The following is a 14,267-nucleotide window of genomic DNA, read 5'->3' on the forward strand; positions in this document are numbered from 1 at the left end:
AATTGCTCGGCGTGAGGCGCGAATGCGCCAGGCCCGGCGCGCATACCATCACCTTGTGCAATTGCCCGACTTCCGAGTAAACGCCCAACCCAGCCGACGAACTTGCAGTTGCATTAGCCATATAACCCTCGCTTAAAGTGGAATCCGACCAGTCGTGGGCCCGCTGACCTTCGTCACGGCACCGTGCATGGTGGCCGTGATGAACGCTCGCTCAGCGCCGGTGAGGGTCGACTTCCCTTGCTCGCGTCGCGCGATTAAAGACGACAACACTGCAGGTGCACACAGTAACGCCTGAATGAACAGGTATCTGCGTTTGCAAAAGTAGAATGGGGACACTGCGAAGGCGGGTAACAACCGCGCCGGTAATGCGGATCGAAGACTGTACTGGGACACACTGGCTGTGATCCATGCGAACAATGCAACAGGAACACCTGCCACTCGCGAGCATGACTGTGGCAACGAGAACATCTCCACTACGGACATAGCGCCGGCAAGCTTCGCGGCAAGCCCCCAAGGAGACATCATTCCCGTCTGGTTCATTTCCAACGTCCTCGTCGAAATTCCAACCCGGCAAGTATGTTGCTTAGTTTTACTTTTTCCGATGCGTTGTCAAGGTCATTTTTTCAGGATTTAACATTGGATTTACCCTGATCTTCTGCTAAGACTCGGCGCGCCTGACAGGTGTCGATTTTTCGCCGATGCGCGCCTGTTCAGGCAGGAATCGCACTCACGATCAATGATTCACGCAACTCAGACAACGTGACTCTGCCGCCTCACGCTTCTATGCGCATCCGTTCACGATGCAAGTGCGGCGTCGTTGCATAGACAGCCCTGCGCCAAACACCCCGTCCCAGATGACAAAAGCGTCGCGCCACCCGACTCGCAAGCCCTCATACACCGCCCTGAAACGTCTCACCCAATGTGTCTGCCAGCTGTACTTGATACTGCTTATGAAACAGTACCTTCCACTATTTCAAATTACGCCTGCCCTGTCGTCTGGATTCAGAGGGCCGCAAGATCCATGCTTGGCGAAATCGTTACTTACATTCACTGATACTATCGCACCCTGCCCGTCACTTATAAGATTTATTAGAGTCAATTTGATTATTTCAAATTTGAAAGTGACATCATGCTAGTCTCCGCGCCGCGGATTTTCTCATCAACTCCGGTAGCGTTTGCGGTTCCAAACATCCAGAACAGCGGTGACAACGCGATAGCCCGGCAAGGTCGCGGGGTATCCGGGATGCCGGTTGGCTCGCGTCGGAAGTTCACGGATAGTGCGAGCCAACGTAAGAACGCAGCGCCGGCGGACTATCGCGCGCGCGGACCTCTGCAGATTGATTGAAGGCTACCGTCCCGTCACATCGAATCGTGCCAGAAAGCGGCCTCTACCGGCGAATTTTCAACCTGCATGGTTAGGCATGCAAACTTTATCTTGACTCAAACCGAACCACCGAAATCCTCGAACGAGATTTCGACGCGGGCGAGCGAGCGCCGCCTCGTGCCCATGCGCTAAACTGCTCTGTTTATCTCCGCTCCTGTCAATACCCTATGTGGAACGCAATCAGCAACGTGGGCGATGCCGCGTTGACCATTCCCGTCGCCATGACCTGCGCCGTCTGGCTCGCGCTCTCGGATCGCGCGCTCGCGATGCGCTGGACGCTGCTTCTGGCGGCAGGCATGGCGCTCGTCGGAGTGACGAAGATCCTGTACGCCGGCTGCGGCATCGAAATCTCTGCGATCGGGTTTCGCGTGATTAGCGGTCACTCCACCCTGTCAACGGCCGTCTGGACGGTCACCATCGCGCTGCTTTGCCGGGGAGCGGGAAGCCGCGTGCTCGCCGGAGCCGCGTGTGGTCTCCTGATCGGCGCGCTCACTGCCATCGCCCGTCTTTTTGACCATGCGCATACCGTTCCGGAAGTCATCGCGGGTTGGCTTCTGGGTGCCGCGGTTGCGGCCTTGTTCATACGCTCGCTGACACGCTCTGACGTCAAGCTGTTCCGGCCTGCGGTTGCCGCTATCGGGTTATCGCTCGTGACAACCCTGGCGTACGGACATCACGCGCCCTTTCAGGCCATGATCGAGGACTATTCTCCTGGCATCTGCAGCGGTGTGCTGGCCGACTTTTTTGGCCGGTTCTGATCCGTTGCTCGCTGCGTAAGCGCCTATCGAAAATTCATGAGCGGTATGGATTTAAATACTCTGATGACCCTTACCCGATATCACGGACGTCACGCATTCCGAACAGGACAAGCGGGACAGGATGCTGTCGATCGGCTCCATCCATCCGTTAAATATTGATTAAATTATCGTCTGGACAACAATATGTCTCGACGACAAGCTTAACAATTGTGAATTCACCTCGCGAACTCGCATAACCGGCCGCGAACTTACGCTTTTACTTCCGGTTAGCAGCCGGAGTGAAGCTGCCGCAATCAACCGACGCAACCATCGCCCTTCAGTACGGGGCGCCCCGCAGGCTCGAAACGTCCCTGCGCCTGTTCCGGAACACCCTGCGGCATCGAGTCGATGGCAACACCTCATCACCCCCCCTCCACCGTGAAAAACGGAAAGCCCCCTGCTTATCACACCAGAACCCAGCGTATCCCGGGCGACATCGTTTCTGACATGTCCGACATTCCCACGCCCGCTAGTAGGATAAATTCCAGGCGTACTGCGCATCGACGCAGCAAATTCCTCTATCGGAATCCTGAATATGTCAACCATGACGATCAAGCTCGCGCTGGCGGACGACCACCCAGCGGTACTTGCCGGGATCAAGCACGAACTGGCCGGAATTCCAACGATCGACATCGTCGGCACCGCTCGCAACTCAACCGAAATCATCGAACTGCTGGACCGCACGCCGTGCGACATACTCGTCACCGACTACGCGATGCCTGGCGGCGCGTACGGCGACGGGATGACACTCCTGTCTTTTTTGCGGCGCCACTATCCAGCCCTGAAAATCATCGTATTCACGACCATCGACAATGCGGCGATTGTCAGCGAGGTCTCGAAGCTCGGCATCCAGGCCGTGCTCAACAAGGTCAGTGAAGTCGCGCATCTGGTTTACGCAATCTATGCCGTGTACGCGGGCGCGTCGTATTTTTCACCCTGCGCGGCGCAGCAGACATTGCGGATCCGCCATGGTCGCGCCACGACGGACCGCGTCCGGCAGTTGACCCCGCGCGAAACCGAGGTGATACGACTCTACCTGTCCGGCCTGTCTATCAACGAGATCGCGGGAGTATTGAGTCGCGCCAAGCAGACCGTCAGTGCGCAAAAAAAGACGGCGATGCGCAAGCTCGGCATCGAGCGCAACGCGGATCTGTTCCGGTTTGCCAATGAAACCGGCCTGATTATCTCAACCGGCCCATCGGGCCCAGGCGACACGCCCACGCTCCCTCCCGGCCCGCCACCGAACGAAATCTGAATTCGAGTGTGGGCGGGCAACATCTTGCGCTTTCGCCCAGACATGTGCATTATGCATATATGCACGATGCACATGTTGAGGTATCGCCATGACGCAGCGCACAGAAAATCTCCTGGGTGTCCTCGCCCTTCTCGTCACCGACGAACTGAACGCTCAGCCAGCGATTCCCGCCTTGGGCGGCCCGACCGTCCGCGCAATGCTCAACGCGGTCGGCATGTACCCCGATTCGTCTATCGAACTGCTGCGCGATGCTGTCGATCTGTCCCATCCTGCCGCAGTTCGCGCAGTCGCGGGGCTGGTCGACGCCGGTCTCGTCAAGAAAAAGCCTGGTCCGGATAAACGTTCGGTTGCGCTTGTCCTCACCGCGGCTGGAAAGCGCGAAGTGAACAGCATGCGGCTCGCGCGCGAACGCATGCTAAAGCGCGTCGTCGGCCATCTGGACGAAGCCGAACACCAGGTACTCGAAAACCTGCTGATCAAGATCCTCTGGCACGAAACGCGCGACGCATCGCATGCCATGCAACTCTGCCGCCTGTGCGACGAAGGACCGTGTCTCAAGGCCGGCTGTCCTGTCGAATGCCGCGACCAGGGATTGCCGATGCCGCAGCGGAGCGGATCATGACCTCGCCCGCCCCTACCCGGTGGCACGCCATTGCGGCGCTGACAGCCGTCTCGACGCTGTCGCAGATCGGTCAGTTCGGCATGGGCTTCGTCGTGCTGCCGGTATGGCTCGCGCACCAGGGTCTCGACGCGCCGCGCGCCGGTCTCTTTTCTGCCGCGCAGTGGGCCGGCATCCTTGCGGGCCTGCTCGCGGCCCCCGTCCTTGTGGAGCGGATCGGCTCGAAACGGACGGTACTGATCGGGCTCGCCGCGTCGATTCTCGCCTTCGTCAGCATGGGCATGCTGTGGTGGCCGCTCTGGATCGCTCCCGGCGCACTGCTCGGCCTGGGCATCGGACTACGCTGGATCGCCAACGAAACATGGCTATATCGGCTCGTGCCGCCCGAATCGAGCGGACGTGTCGTCGGTTTTCATGAAGCGCTGATCGCGACAGCCGGTGTCGTAGCGCCGGGACTCGCAGTATGGTGCGGGGCCAGCGGACAGATCACCTTCATGAGCGGCGCGGCGTTCACGCTCGCCGCGGCGATTCCGCTGTGCCTCACGCGCAGCGACAGGCCGGCCGAAGCCGCAACCCGGCCGCAACCCGCCCGCGCGCAAGGGGCATCAATCTCCGTTGGCCCGCTGGTTGCGCTGGGCATGGTCGTCGGGGCCGTTGCTGGTCTCGCGGACGGCGCACTCTATGGACTCTTTCCGCTCTTCGCCAGCGGACGTGGATTGACCAGCTCGCAGACTTCAACGCTGCTGATGCTCTTTGGCATCGGCGCGATGGCCTGCCAGTATCCGGTCGGCTGGCTCGCCGACCGGCTCGGCTTGACGGCAACGGTGATCGCGTTCGGTGCGGCCGATACGCTGGCGATCCTCGCGTTCACATTCGCCGCGCCGTCATCCGCGTGGCTTGTTGCAAGTGCGCTGCTGCTAGGCGGCATGAACGCCGCACTGCTGACGCTAGGCATGTATGCGGGGGCGGCCGGCGACAAGGCGACGCTGGCGCGCAGCATGCGGCTGATCTCGCTCGCGTTCACGGCGAGTTCCATCGTCGGACCGCTCGTGGCCGGCTTCGCGATGAAGGCGCTAGGCAGCGACATGCTGATGTGGCAACTCGCGCTGATCAGCGGCGCCGTCACCGTGTATGCACTCGGGATCCGTCAGGGTCGGCGTCAGCCTGCGGCACAGTCGTCCGCGGGCTGACGCCGACGTGATGCTACTAGCGTGATGCAGCTACCTTGCGCTGCCGCCACATGCACAGCAGATCACATGCGATGTGCGCTGCAGCGATCGCCGTGATGTCGCTCTGGTCGTATGCCGGCGCCACTTCGACGACATCCGCGCCCACGAGGTTCACCGCACTGAGCCCACGCACAATCGAAAGACCCTGTGCAGACGACAGACCGCCCGCCACCGGCGTGCCCGTTCCCGGCGCGAAAGCCGGGTCGAGGCAGTCGATATCGAACGTCAGATACGTGGGCCGGTCACCGACAATCGACACAATCCGCTCGACCGCAGCGCGCGGTCCATGATCATGCACCCATGCCGCATCGAGAATGTTGATGCCGAGAAAGTCCTCGTTCCACGTGCGGATGCCGACCTGCACCGACGTCTTCGGATCGATCAGCCCTTCCTTGACGGCCTTGTAGAACATCGTGCCGTGATTCAGGCTGTCCGGATTGTCATCGGCCCACGTATCGCAATGCGCGTCGAAGTGGATTAGCGACAAGGGCTTGCCGTACTTCTCCGCATGCGCCACCAGCAGCGGATATGTGATGTAGTGGTCGCCGCCGAACGTCAGCATCTTCGCGTTCGAACGCAGAATGGTGCGTGCGTGTTCGATGATCGCCGGCTTGATCGACAGCGGATTGTGAGCGTCGAACCAGCAGTCGCCGTAGTCGGTCACGGCAAGATCGTCGAAGGGGTTGAAGCCCCACGGATACGGATGCAGCTCGGCAAGCTGCACGCTCGCCGCGCGCACCGCCGATGGGCCAAGACGCGCGCCGGAGCGGAAAGTCGTGGCGACATCGAGCGGCACGCCCGACACAACGACATCCACGCCATCGAGTTCGCGTGTGTACTTGCGTCGCATGAACGAAAGTACGCCTGCATAGGTGTTTTCGATCGAAGACCCGTAGAGGGACGGACGGCGGATTGCACCGTCGCCATAGAGAAGTTCAGTCATGGGATGACCTGATGGAACATGCCGGCAACGCACGCGGAGTGTCCTGGGTTGTGCGCGTGTCGCACGGCGTCGGATTCATTGGGAACGCGACGGCACGGACAAGGTGTGCCGTCGCGCTGGCTTGCGAATCCTTTAGCGCAGCCGCACCAGCGTAGACTTCAGCTCGGTGTACTTCTCCAGTGCGTGCAACGACTTGTCACGGCCGTTACCCGATTGTTTGTAGCCGCCAAACGGGAAGTTCATGTCGCCTCCCTCGTCATAGCAGTTGACCCATACCGTGCCCGCGCGCAGGCTGCGTGCGACTTCATGCGCCGTGGTCAGGTTCGAGGTCCAGACGGCGGCGGCCAGACCGTAGTCGCTGTCGTTGGCGATCTTCACGGCCTCCTCGACCGTATCGAACGTGATCACCGACAACACGGGCCCGAAGATCTCTTCGCGCGCGATCTTCGAATCGGCCTTCGTGTCGAAGATAGTCGGCTCGATATAGAAGCCGCCCGCTTCCGGCGTCACACGGCCGCCACCCAGCAACAGCTTCGCTTCGGCGCGGCCCGCTTCGATGTAACCCAGCACACGATCGAGCTGAACCTGGTCGACGATGGCTCCCATCGACGTGCCCGGATCGAGCGGATTGCCCGGCGTATAGCTGCGCGCCGCGGCGACGAGCTTGCCGAGGAAAACGTCCTTGATGTCGCGATGCACGAGCAGGCGCGAACCCGCGGTGCACATCTCTCCCATGTTGTAGAAAATCGCGCCCGCAGCGGCATTCGCCGCGCGGTCCAGATCGGGACAGTCGGGCATGACGATATTCGGCGACTTGCCACCGAGTTCGAGCCACACCCGCTTCAGGTTCGATTGCCCCGCGTACTGCATGATGAGCTTGCCGACGTTCGTCGAACCCGTAAACGCCAGACAGTCGACGTCCTGATGCAATGCCAGCAGCTTGCCCGGCTCGCCGCCGCCCGGCACGACGTTGAACACGCCTCGCGGAATGCCAGCTTCGAGCGCCAGTTGCGCAAGACGGATCGCCGTAAGCGGCGACTTCTCCGAAGGCTTCAACACCACGCTGTTACCCGCCGCCAGTGCAGGACCGAATTTCCACGATGCCATCAGGATCGGGAAATTCCACGGCACAACCGCCGCCACGACGCCGATCGGCTCACGCGTCACGAGGCCGACCAGATGATCATCGCTCGGCACGACCTCGCCGCCGACCTTGTCGATGGCCTCGGCGAACCATTCGACGCAATAGGCTGCGCCCGGCACATCGACCGATGTCGTATCGCCGATCGGCTTGCCGGCATCGAGCGTTTCGAGCAGCGACAGCTCATCGAGATGTTCACGGATGAGCCCCGCCCAGCGCAGCAGGATTGCCTTGCGCGCACGCGGATTCAGGCCTGCCCATACACGCGCGTCGAATGCGCGGCGTGCGGCCGCTACGGCGGCGTCGATGTCCGCCGCGCCGCTATCCGCGACCTTGACCAGCACCTTGCCGTCGATCGGGCTCACGCAGTCGAACGTGCCCCCCGATTGCGCGTCGCGATACTCGCCGTCGATAAACGCACGGCCTTCGATCGAGAGCGTTGCGGCTTTGTCTTTCCAGTAAGCAAGCGTTTTCTTTTCCATCAGGATGCCTCAATTGTTAGGCGACCGACGTCGATGTAGAGCCGGGCGGCGGCCCGGCGTTCGCGTCGGACGCAGGGGCGCGGCGTCAGAAGCTTGGCGGTGAATTCGCGGACACGACCTCGCAGACCTGCTCCGCGCTGGGATTGCGAAAGCGATGCGGCAAACGGCTTTCGAAGTAATAGCTGTCGCCGGGGTCGAGCAGCCACGTCGTGCCGTCGACGGTCAGTTCGAGTTGACCGCTGACGACTACGCCGCCCTCGTGTCCTGTGTGCTGCAACATCTCCGGTCCGGTATCGGAGAGCGGTTGATAGACCTCGCGCATGATGCACATGTTGCGGTCCTTCACGCTCGAGGCCGCGAGATAGAACTCGATCGACTCCGTGCCGAGATTGGGCATTTCGGCGCGGCGCGACACGATCGACCGGTCGGCCTCGATCTCGAACGTGAAAAACTCCGCGAGACTCATCGGTATGCATTCGAGCAGCTTTTTCAGCGACCCGACGGAAGGACTCACCCGGTTCTGTTCGATCAGCGAGATCGTGCCGTTCGTGACGCCCGCGCGCTTGGCCAGCTCGCGTTGAGAAAGACCATTCTTCTTACGGATGTACTGAAGACGGGCCGCTACTTCGATGGACATCGATCAACTCTCGAGACAGGTTGAAGGGTCTGCTGCTGTGTGATGCGCGAGTGTTGAATATTCTAATCACTTTAACTCGGGCGCAGTACGGAAAAACCCCTGAAAGCCAATCGAAATATTTCCTTAGCATGCCTCATTCCTGCAGCGCCAGCTTCGGGTGCACGCTAGGGGAAAGCCCTGATCAAGCTTTTTTAAAAATGATTTGACGGCCTTTTTGGCTCGTATATCCTGAACTACAGGTCACCGTCATACCGGTGTAACGGAACCAGGCAACAGCTTCCGGAGCGCAGCGAAGTTGGGTTCGCAACGGCATGAACGGATGTTCAATGTCCCGTTTCTTTAAACGCTGTACGCGTTTCATCGAACGAGGCGTTCAATACTTTCAACGTCGCCCAGTCGAGTGTAATCGTGAGAGTCCGAGGCCCTTTGGTTAGGTGGGAAAAAAGTCAGCGTGCGAGGTGTCTTCGCGCTGACCGTACCATCGCCGACGGCAGCAACGGCAGCCTTGCGTTTCGCCGGTTTCTGTCCGTCTACACGATCCTTTCCCGCCGCTCCGTTCGACGTCACAACGCCATTTCAGCACGCGCCTTCATTGCCGTCCGTACGGACGAAGTCGCGTCATTGCTGCCGTAGGTCCTCTCCCTCTCTAGCGGTTCGATTCATCCGTTTGCGTACGCGCATCGTGCCTGCGTCTGGCCGCATATTGCCTGCGCAATTTGCACGCCTCGCGCAAGGCGCGCCACGCAGCGGACCGGATCGAACCGCTTATCTGATCGCCACGCGCGGCGCGGTCCGCTGACGACCGTCGCACGCCTGCACCACGTTGCGGCTTTGCGCCAGGCGCTAGCTGCGCAACCGTGCCGCGCGTACGTCACGCTGTTTCCGCCGCGTCCCGCGGTGACCCAATACGATTGTCAGCTTTCTGTTAGTCATGCAAACAAAACCATTGGTCGGCGTCAGCGCCGACAGAACGATGATGGGTGCACATGCGTCGCACGTGGTCGGCGAAAAGTACATCGCCGCGATCGTCGACGGTTCGGACGCACTGGCCATGCTGTTGCCCGCACTCGGCGCGAAGCAATCCGCCGCGGATATTCTCGCGGCGGTCGATGGCCTGCTGTTCACCGGCAGCTATTCGAACGTGGAGCCGTATCACTATGGCGGCGACGCGAGCGCACCCGGCACGCTGCACGACGCCGCACGCGATGCGACGACCTTGCCGCTGATGCGCGCAGCCATCGAAGCCGGTGTACCGGTGCTGGCCATCTGCCGTGGTTTTCAGGAAATGAACGTCGTGTTCGGCGGGACGCTGCATCAAAGCGTTCACGCAGTGGAGGGCTTTAACGACCACCGCGAGAACAAGGACGACGAACTGGCCGTGCAGTACTCACCTTCCCATTCAATCCAGCTGACCGAAGGCGGCTTGCTGCAGCGCCTCGCAGCGGGCGCGAATGAGGCTCGGGTGAATTCGCTGCATGGGCAGGGCGTCGAGCGGCTGGGCGACGGTCTCGTGATCGAAGCCACCGCGCCGGATGGCTTGATCGAAGCGGTCAGCGTCAAGGAGGCCCGTGCTTTCGCCCTGGGTGTGCAGTGGCACCCCGAGTGGAAGCATGCCGACGACGCGCTGTCCACCGCGATCTTTCAGGCGTTCGGCGCAGCCTGCCGCGATCGAATGCGCATCAGGGCTGGTCTTGCCGCGGCATCCGCCGCGGCGCTGTGAACGACACAGTCAAGACCAGCCGCGCAAACAATAGAGAGAAAATCATGCATGACATCGACGAGTTTCTGAAGAAACACCGCATCACCGAGATCGAAGCAATCATTCCCGACATGGCCGGGATCGCACGCGGCAAGATCATTCCGCGCAGCAAGTTCGAATCCGGCGAATCCATGCGCCTGCCGCAAGCGGTGATGATCCAGACCGTAACGGGTGACTATCCGGAAGATGGCACCCTGACCGGCGTCACCGATCCCGACATGGTTTGCGTACCCGACCCGTCGACGATCCGCATCATTCCGTGGGCCGTCGACCCCACCGCCCAGGTGATCCACGACTGCGTCCACTTCGACGGCACGCCCGTCGCCATCTCGCCGCGCCGCGTCCTGCGCCGCGTGCTCGAAATGTACAAGGCCAAGGGCTGGAAGCCGGTTGTCGCGCCGGAGCTGGAGTTCTACCTGGTCGACATGAACAAGGATCCGGATCTGCCACTGCAACCGCCGATCGGCCGGACAGGCCGTCCGGAAACGGGACGTCAGGCGTATTCGATCGAAGCCGTCAACGAATTCGATCCGCTCTTCGAAGACATCTACGAGTACTGCGATATCCAGGAACTGGAAGTCGACACGCTGATTCATGAAGTCGGCGCCGCGCAGATGGAAATCAACTTCATGCATGGCGACCCGCTCAATCTGGCCGACCGCGTGTTCCTCTTCAAGCGCACTGTGCGCGAAGCCGCGCTGCGCCACAAGATGTATGCGACGTTCATGGCCAAGCCGATGGAAGGCGAGCCGGGTTCGGCCATGCACGTGCACCAGAGCCTCGTGGATGAAGAAACCGGCCATAACCTTTTCACCGGCGCAGACGGCAAGCCGACCGAGCTGTTCGACGGCTACATCGCCGGCCTGCAGAAGTACACGCCTGCGTTGATGCCGATTTTCGCGCCCTATATCAACTCGTACCGCCGGCTGTCGCGCTTCATGGCCGCGCCGATCAATGTGCAATGGGGTTACGACAATCGTACGGTCGGCTTCCGGATTCCGCATTCCGGCCCGCAGGCGCGCCGCATTGAAAACCGCATCCCCGGCGTGGACTGCAATCCGTATCTGGCGATTGCCGCGACGCTTGCCGCGGGCTATCTCGGCATGACGCAGCGCCTCAAACCGACCGAGCCGCTGATCAGCGATGGCTACGAACTGCCGTATCAACTGCCGCGCAATCTCGAAGAGGGTCTGACGTTGATGGGCGCCTGCGAACCGATGGCCGAGATGCTCGGTGACAAGTTCGTCAAGGCCTACCTCGCCCTGAAAGAAACCGAGTATGAAGCGTTCTTCCGCGTGATCAGTTCGTGGGAACGCAGGCATTTGCTGCTGCACGTTTAAGACGGCACCCGCAAAGGCAGAACAACTGGAGGCAACATGAGCTACAGAACAGAAGAAGTCGCATACGTACAACCCGCGCAGCCAGCGGGGAGCGCGCAGGTCGCGCCACGACGCAGCACCGCCGAGTATCGCGCGCTCGATGCCGCGCACCACATCCATCCGTTCTCGGACATGGGATCGCTCAATCGGGCCGGCAGCCGCGTGATCGTGAAGGCGCAAGGCGTCTATCTGTGGGATTCGGACGGCAACAAGATCATCGACGGCATGGCGGGCCTGTGGTGCGTGAACGTCGGCTACGGCCGCAAGGAACTCGCCGACGCCGCCTATAAGCAGTTGCAGGAGCTGCCGTTCTACAACACGTTCTTCAAGACGACCCATCCGCCCGTCATCGAACTGTCCGCCCTGCTCGCGGAACTGGCGCCCGCGCCGTTCAACCACTTCTTCTACTGCAACAGCGGCTCGGAAGGCAACGACACCGTGCTGCGCATCGTCCATCAGTACTGGGCCACGCAGGGCAAGAAGCTGAAGAAGTATGTGATCTCGCGCAAGAACGGCTATCACGGCTCGACGATCGCCGGCGGCTCGCTCGGCGGCATGGGCTACATGCACGAACAGATGCCGTCGCAGGTCGAGCACATCGTGCATATCGACCAGCCCTACTGGTTCGGCGAAGGCGGCGACAGGACGCCGGAAGAGTTCGGCCTCGAGCGCGCGCGGCAACTGGAGACCGAGATCCTCGAACTCGGGCCGGAGAACGTTGCGGCCTTCATCGGTGAGCCTTTCCAGGGAGCGGGCGGCGTGATCTTCCCGCCATCGACGTACTGGCCGGAAATCCAGCGCATCTGCCGCAAGTACGACATCCTGCTCGTCGCCGACGAAGTGATCGGCGGCTTCGGCCGCACCGGCGAATGGTTCGCCCATCAGCACTTCGGCTTCGAACCCGACCTGATCACGATGGCCAAGGGGCTGACGAGCGGCTATGTGCCGATGGGCGCCGTCGGCCTGCACGATCGCGTGGCGAGAGCGATCATCGAAAACGGCGACTTCAATCACGGCCTCACCTACTCCGGTCACCCGGTTGCGGCTGCGGTCGCGGTCGCGAACCTGAAGCTCCTGCGCGACGAAAAGATCATCGAGCGCGTGAAGAACGAGACCGGTCCTTACTTCCAGAAGCGCCTGCGCGAGACGTTCGCCAATCACCCGATCGTCGGCGATATCTCCGGCGTGGGACTCGTCGCCGGCATCCAGCTCGCGAAGGATCCGAAAACACGCGCGCGCTTCGAAAACGGTGGCGAGGTCGGGACGATCTGCCGCGACTTCTGCTTCAACGGCAACCTGATCATGCGCGCCACCGGCGACCGGATGCTGCTGTCGCCGCCGCTCGTGGTCACGAAGGAAGAAATCGATGAAATCGTCTCGAAGGCGAAAAAGGCCATCGACGCGACCGCACAACAACTCGGCCTTTCATAACGGCAGTCCTTACCGGTGCGGGCGCGTGGCGACACGCGCTCATGCCGGACCTTACCTTCAGGGGAAAAAAGCATGAGCGTTTGTCATCTTCGTCACGCGGTCGCGGGGGCCGCTCTTCTCGCCATGACGGGTCTGTCGGCGCTGTCCGCTACTCCGGCACTGGCGGCGGACACCGAACTGAACGTGTACAACTGGTCGGATTACATCGCCAAGGACACGATTCCGAACTTCGAGAAGCAGACCGGCATCAAGGTCAAGTACGACAACTACGACAGCGACGACACGTTGCAGGCCAAGCTGCTGGCAGGCAGCTCGGGCTATGACATCGTCGTGCCGACGTCGAACTACATGGCCAAGCAGATTCAGGCCGGTGTCTACCAGAAGCTCGACAAGTCGCAAATGCCGAACCTCAAGAACCTCAATCCGGTTCTGATGAAGATGATCACCGACGCCGATCCGGGCAACCAGTACGGCGTGCCCTGGGCCTACGGCACGGACGGTATCGGCTACAACGTGCAGGCCGTGCAGAAAGCGCTCGGCGCGAATGCGCCGGTGGACAGCTGGGCACTCGTCTTCGATCCCGCCAATCTGTCGAAGCTCAAGGGTTGCGGCGTGTCCTTCCTCGATCAGGCCGTCGACGTGTTCGCCGCGGTGCTGCAGTACATGCACAAGGATCCGAACAGCACGAACCCGGGCGACTATCAGGCCGCCTTCGAGGTGCTGAAGAAAGTCCGCCCGTACATCACCCAGTTCAATTCGTCGGGCTACATCAATGACCTGGCGAACAACGACATCTGCGTCGCGGTGGGCTGGTCAGGCGACGTCGGTATCGCCCGACGCCGCTCGATGGAAGCCAAGCGCTCGTACGAAGTCAAATTCTCGAACGTGAAGGAAGGCGGGCTGCTGTGGTTCGACGTGATGGTCGTGCCGAAGGATGCACCGCATCCGGAAGCGGCGATGAAGTGGATCAACTACATCGAAGATGCCAAGGTCAACTCGGAGATCACGAACGAAGTGTTCTATCCGACGGCGAACCTGGCCGCACGCCAGTTCGTGACGCCGGCCGTCGCACAGGACCAGACCGTTTATCCGCCGGATGACGTGCTCGGCAAGATGACGCTGATGAAGCCGATGCCGACCGACATCCTGCGGCTTGAAAACCGCCTCTGGGCCCAACTGAAGACGGGTCACTAACCGCCTCAACAACACGG

Annotated in this window: 12 protein-coding genes; 9 read left to right on the top strand and 3 right to left on the bottom strand. The window is 61.1% G+C overall.

Annotation, left to right across the window (positions count from 1 at the left end; all coding sequences use genetic code 11):
- The first annotated feature begins 1,551 nt into the window (after positions 1–1,551).
- The 4 genes from P3T23_RS08785 to P3T23_RS08800 all read left to right on the top strand — a co-directional run bounded on the left by P3T23_RS08785 (position 1,552) and on the right by P3T23_RS08800 (position 5,245).
- Positions 1,552–2,142: a phosphatase PAP2 family protein gene (locus P3T23_RS08785; protein ID WP_429315791.1), complete on the top strand. Its 591-nt coding sequence runs from the start codon at positions 1,552–1,554 to the stop codon at positions 2,140–2,142.
- Between the two features lie 583 nt (positions 2,143–2,725).
- The gene (locus P3T23_RS08790) at positions 2,726–3,436 is read left to right on the top strand and encodes a response regulator (protein ID WP_429316213.1); all 711 of its coding nucleotides are present in this window, start codon (positions 2,726–2,728) and stop codon (positions 3,434–3,436) included.
- 88 nt (positions 3,437–3,524) lie between these two features.
- Positions 3,525–4,058: a MarR family winged helix-turn-helix transcriptional regulator gene (locus tag P3T23_RS08795; RefSeq protein WP_429315792.1), complete on the top strand. Its 534-nt coding sequence runs from the start codon at positions 3,525–3,527 to the stop codon at positions 4,056–4,058.
- The gene (locus P3T23_RS08800; RefSeq protein ID WP_429315793.1) at positions 4,055–5,245 is read left to right on the top strand and encodes an MFS transporter; all 1,191 of its coding nucleotides are present in this window, start codon (positions 4,055–4,057) and stop codon (positions 5,243–5,245) included. Before P3T23_RS08795 ends, P3T23_RS08800 begins: the two co-directional genes overlap by 4 nt.
- A gap of 16 nt (positions 5,246–5,261) precedes the next feature.
- Here P3T23_RS08800 and speB read toward each other — a convergent pair whose 3' ends face one another.
- The 3 genes from speB to P3T23_RS08815 form a co-directional block, all read right to left on the bottom strand.
- The gene (gene speB / locus P3T23_RS08805; RefSeq protein WP_429315794.1) at positions 5,262–6,227 is read right to left on the bottom strand and encodes an agmatinase; all 966 of its coding nucleotides are present in this window, start codon (positions 6,225–6,227) and stop codon (positions 5,262–5,264) included.
- 132 nt (positions 6,228–6,359) lie between these two features.
- Positions 6,360–7,850, bottom strand: coding sequence for an aldehyde dehydrogenase (locus P3T23_RS08810; protein ID WP_429315795.1), 1,491 nt, complete (start codon positions 7,848–7,850; stop codon positions 6,360–6,362).
- 85 nt (positions 7,851–7,935) lie between these two features.
- The gene (locus tag P3T23_RS08815; protein WP_429315796.1) at positions 7,936–8,487 is read right to left on the bottom strand and encodes a cupin domain-containing protein; all 552 of its coding nucleotides are present in this window, start codon (positions 8,485–8,487) and stop codon (positions 7,936–7,938) included.
- A 408-nt stretch (positions 8,488–8,895) separates the two neighbouring features.
- Between P3T23_RS08815 and P3T23_RS08820 the strand changes: the two genes are divergently transcribed.
- The 5 genes from P3T23_RS08820 (at position 8,896) to P3T23_RS08840 (ending at position 14,250) form a co-directional block, all read left to right on the top strand.
- Positions 8,896–9,120 (top strand): hypothetical protein, encoded by a 225-nt coding sequence (locus tag P3T23_RS08820; protein WP_429315797.1) that lies wholly within the window; start codon positions 8,896–8,898, stop codon positions 9,118–9,120.
- A 298-nt stretch (positions 9,121–9,418) separates the two neighbouring features.
- Positions 9,419–10,207, top strand: a complete 789-nt coding sequence (locus P3T23_RS08825) for a gamma-glutamyl-gamma-aminobutyrate hydrolase family protein (protein ID WP_429315798.1) — start codon at positions 9,419–9,421, stop codon at positions 10,205–10,207.
- Between the two features lie 44 nt (positions 10,208–10,251).
- On the top strand, positions 10,252–11,586 hold the full coding sequence (locus tag P3T23_RS08830; RefSeq protein WP_429315799.1) for a glutamine synthetase family protein: 1,335 nt from the start codon (positions 10,252–10,254) through the stop codon (positions 11,584–11,586).
- Positions 11,587–11,622: 36 nt separating this feature from the next.
- Positions 11,623–13,056 carry an aspartate aminotransferase family protein gene (locus P3T23_RS08835; protein ID WP_429315800.1) on the top strand — a complete coding sequence of 478 codons (1,434 nt, stop codon included), beginning with the start codon at positions 11,623–11,625 and terminating at the stop codon, positions 13,054–13,056.
- 72 nt (positions 13,057–13,128) lie between these two features.
- Positions 13,129–14,250: a polyamine ABC transporter substrate-binding protein gene (locus P3T23_RS08840; RefSeq protein WP_429315801.1), complete on the top strand. Its 1,122-nt coding sequence runs from the start codon at positions 13,129–13,131 to the stop codon at positions 14,248–14,250.
- Positions 14,251–14,267: the final 17 nt, after the last annotated feature.

The sequence above is a fragment of the Paraburkholderia sp. GAS448 genome (assembly GCF_050435685.1).
Taxonomy (GTDB): domain Bacteria; phylum Pseudomonadota; class Gammaproteobacteria; order Burkholderiales; family Burkholderiaceae; genus Paraburkholderia.

What these genes read in the sequence shown, in the direction of transcription:
- P3T23_RS08785 (WP_429315791.1), top strand. Translation starts at nt 1,552, where the DNA reads ATGTGGAACGCAATCAGCAACGTGGGCGATGCCGCGTTGACCATTCCC.
- P3T23_RS08815 (WP_429315796.1), bottom strand. Translation starts at nt 8,487, where the DNA reads ATGTCCATCGAAGTAGCGGCCCGTCTTCAGTACATCCGTAAGAAGAAT.
- P3T23_RS08835 (WP_429315800.1), top strand. Translation starts at nt 11,623, where the DNA reads ATGAGCTACAGAACAGAAGAAGTCGCATACGTACAACCCGCGCAGCCA.
- P3T23_RS08810 (WP_429315795.1), bottom strand. Translation starts at nt 7,850, where the DNA reads ATGGAAAAGAAAACGCTTGCTTACTGGAAAGACAAAGCCGCAACGCTC.
- P3T23_RS08825 (WP_429315798.1), top strand. Translation starts at nt 9,419, where the DNA reads ATGCAAACAAAACCATTGGTCGGCGTCAGCGCCGACAGAACGATGATG.
- speB (WP_429315794.1), bottom strand. Translation starts at nt 6,227, where the DNA reads ATGACTGAACTTCTCTATGGCGACGGTGCAATCCGCCGTCCGTCCCTC.
- P3T23_RS08790 (WP_429316213.1), top strand. Translation starts at nt 2,726, where the DNA reads ATGACGATCAAGCTCGCGCTGGCGGACGACCACCCAGCGGTACTTGCC.
- P3T23_RS08840 (WP_429315801.1), top strand. Translation starts at nt 13,129, where the DNA reads ATGAGCGTTTGTCATCTTCGTCACGCGGTCGCGGGGGCCGCTCTTCTC.
- P3T23_RS08800 (WP_429315793.1), top strand. Translation starts at nt 4,055, where the DNA reads ATGACCTCGCCCGCCCCTACCCGGTGGCACGCCATTGCGGCGCTGACA.
- P3T23_RS08830 (WP_429315799.1), top strand. Translation starts at nt 10,252, where the DNA reads ATGCATGACATCGACGAGTTTCTGAAGAAACACCGCATCACCGAGATC.
- P3T23_RS08795 (WP_429315792.1), top strand. Translation starts at nt 3,525, where the DNA reads ATGACGCAGCGCACAGAAAATCTCCTGGGTGTCCTCGCCCTTCTCGTC.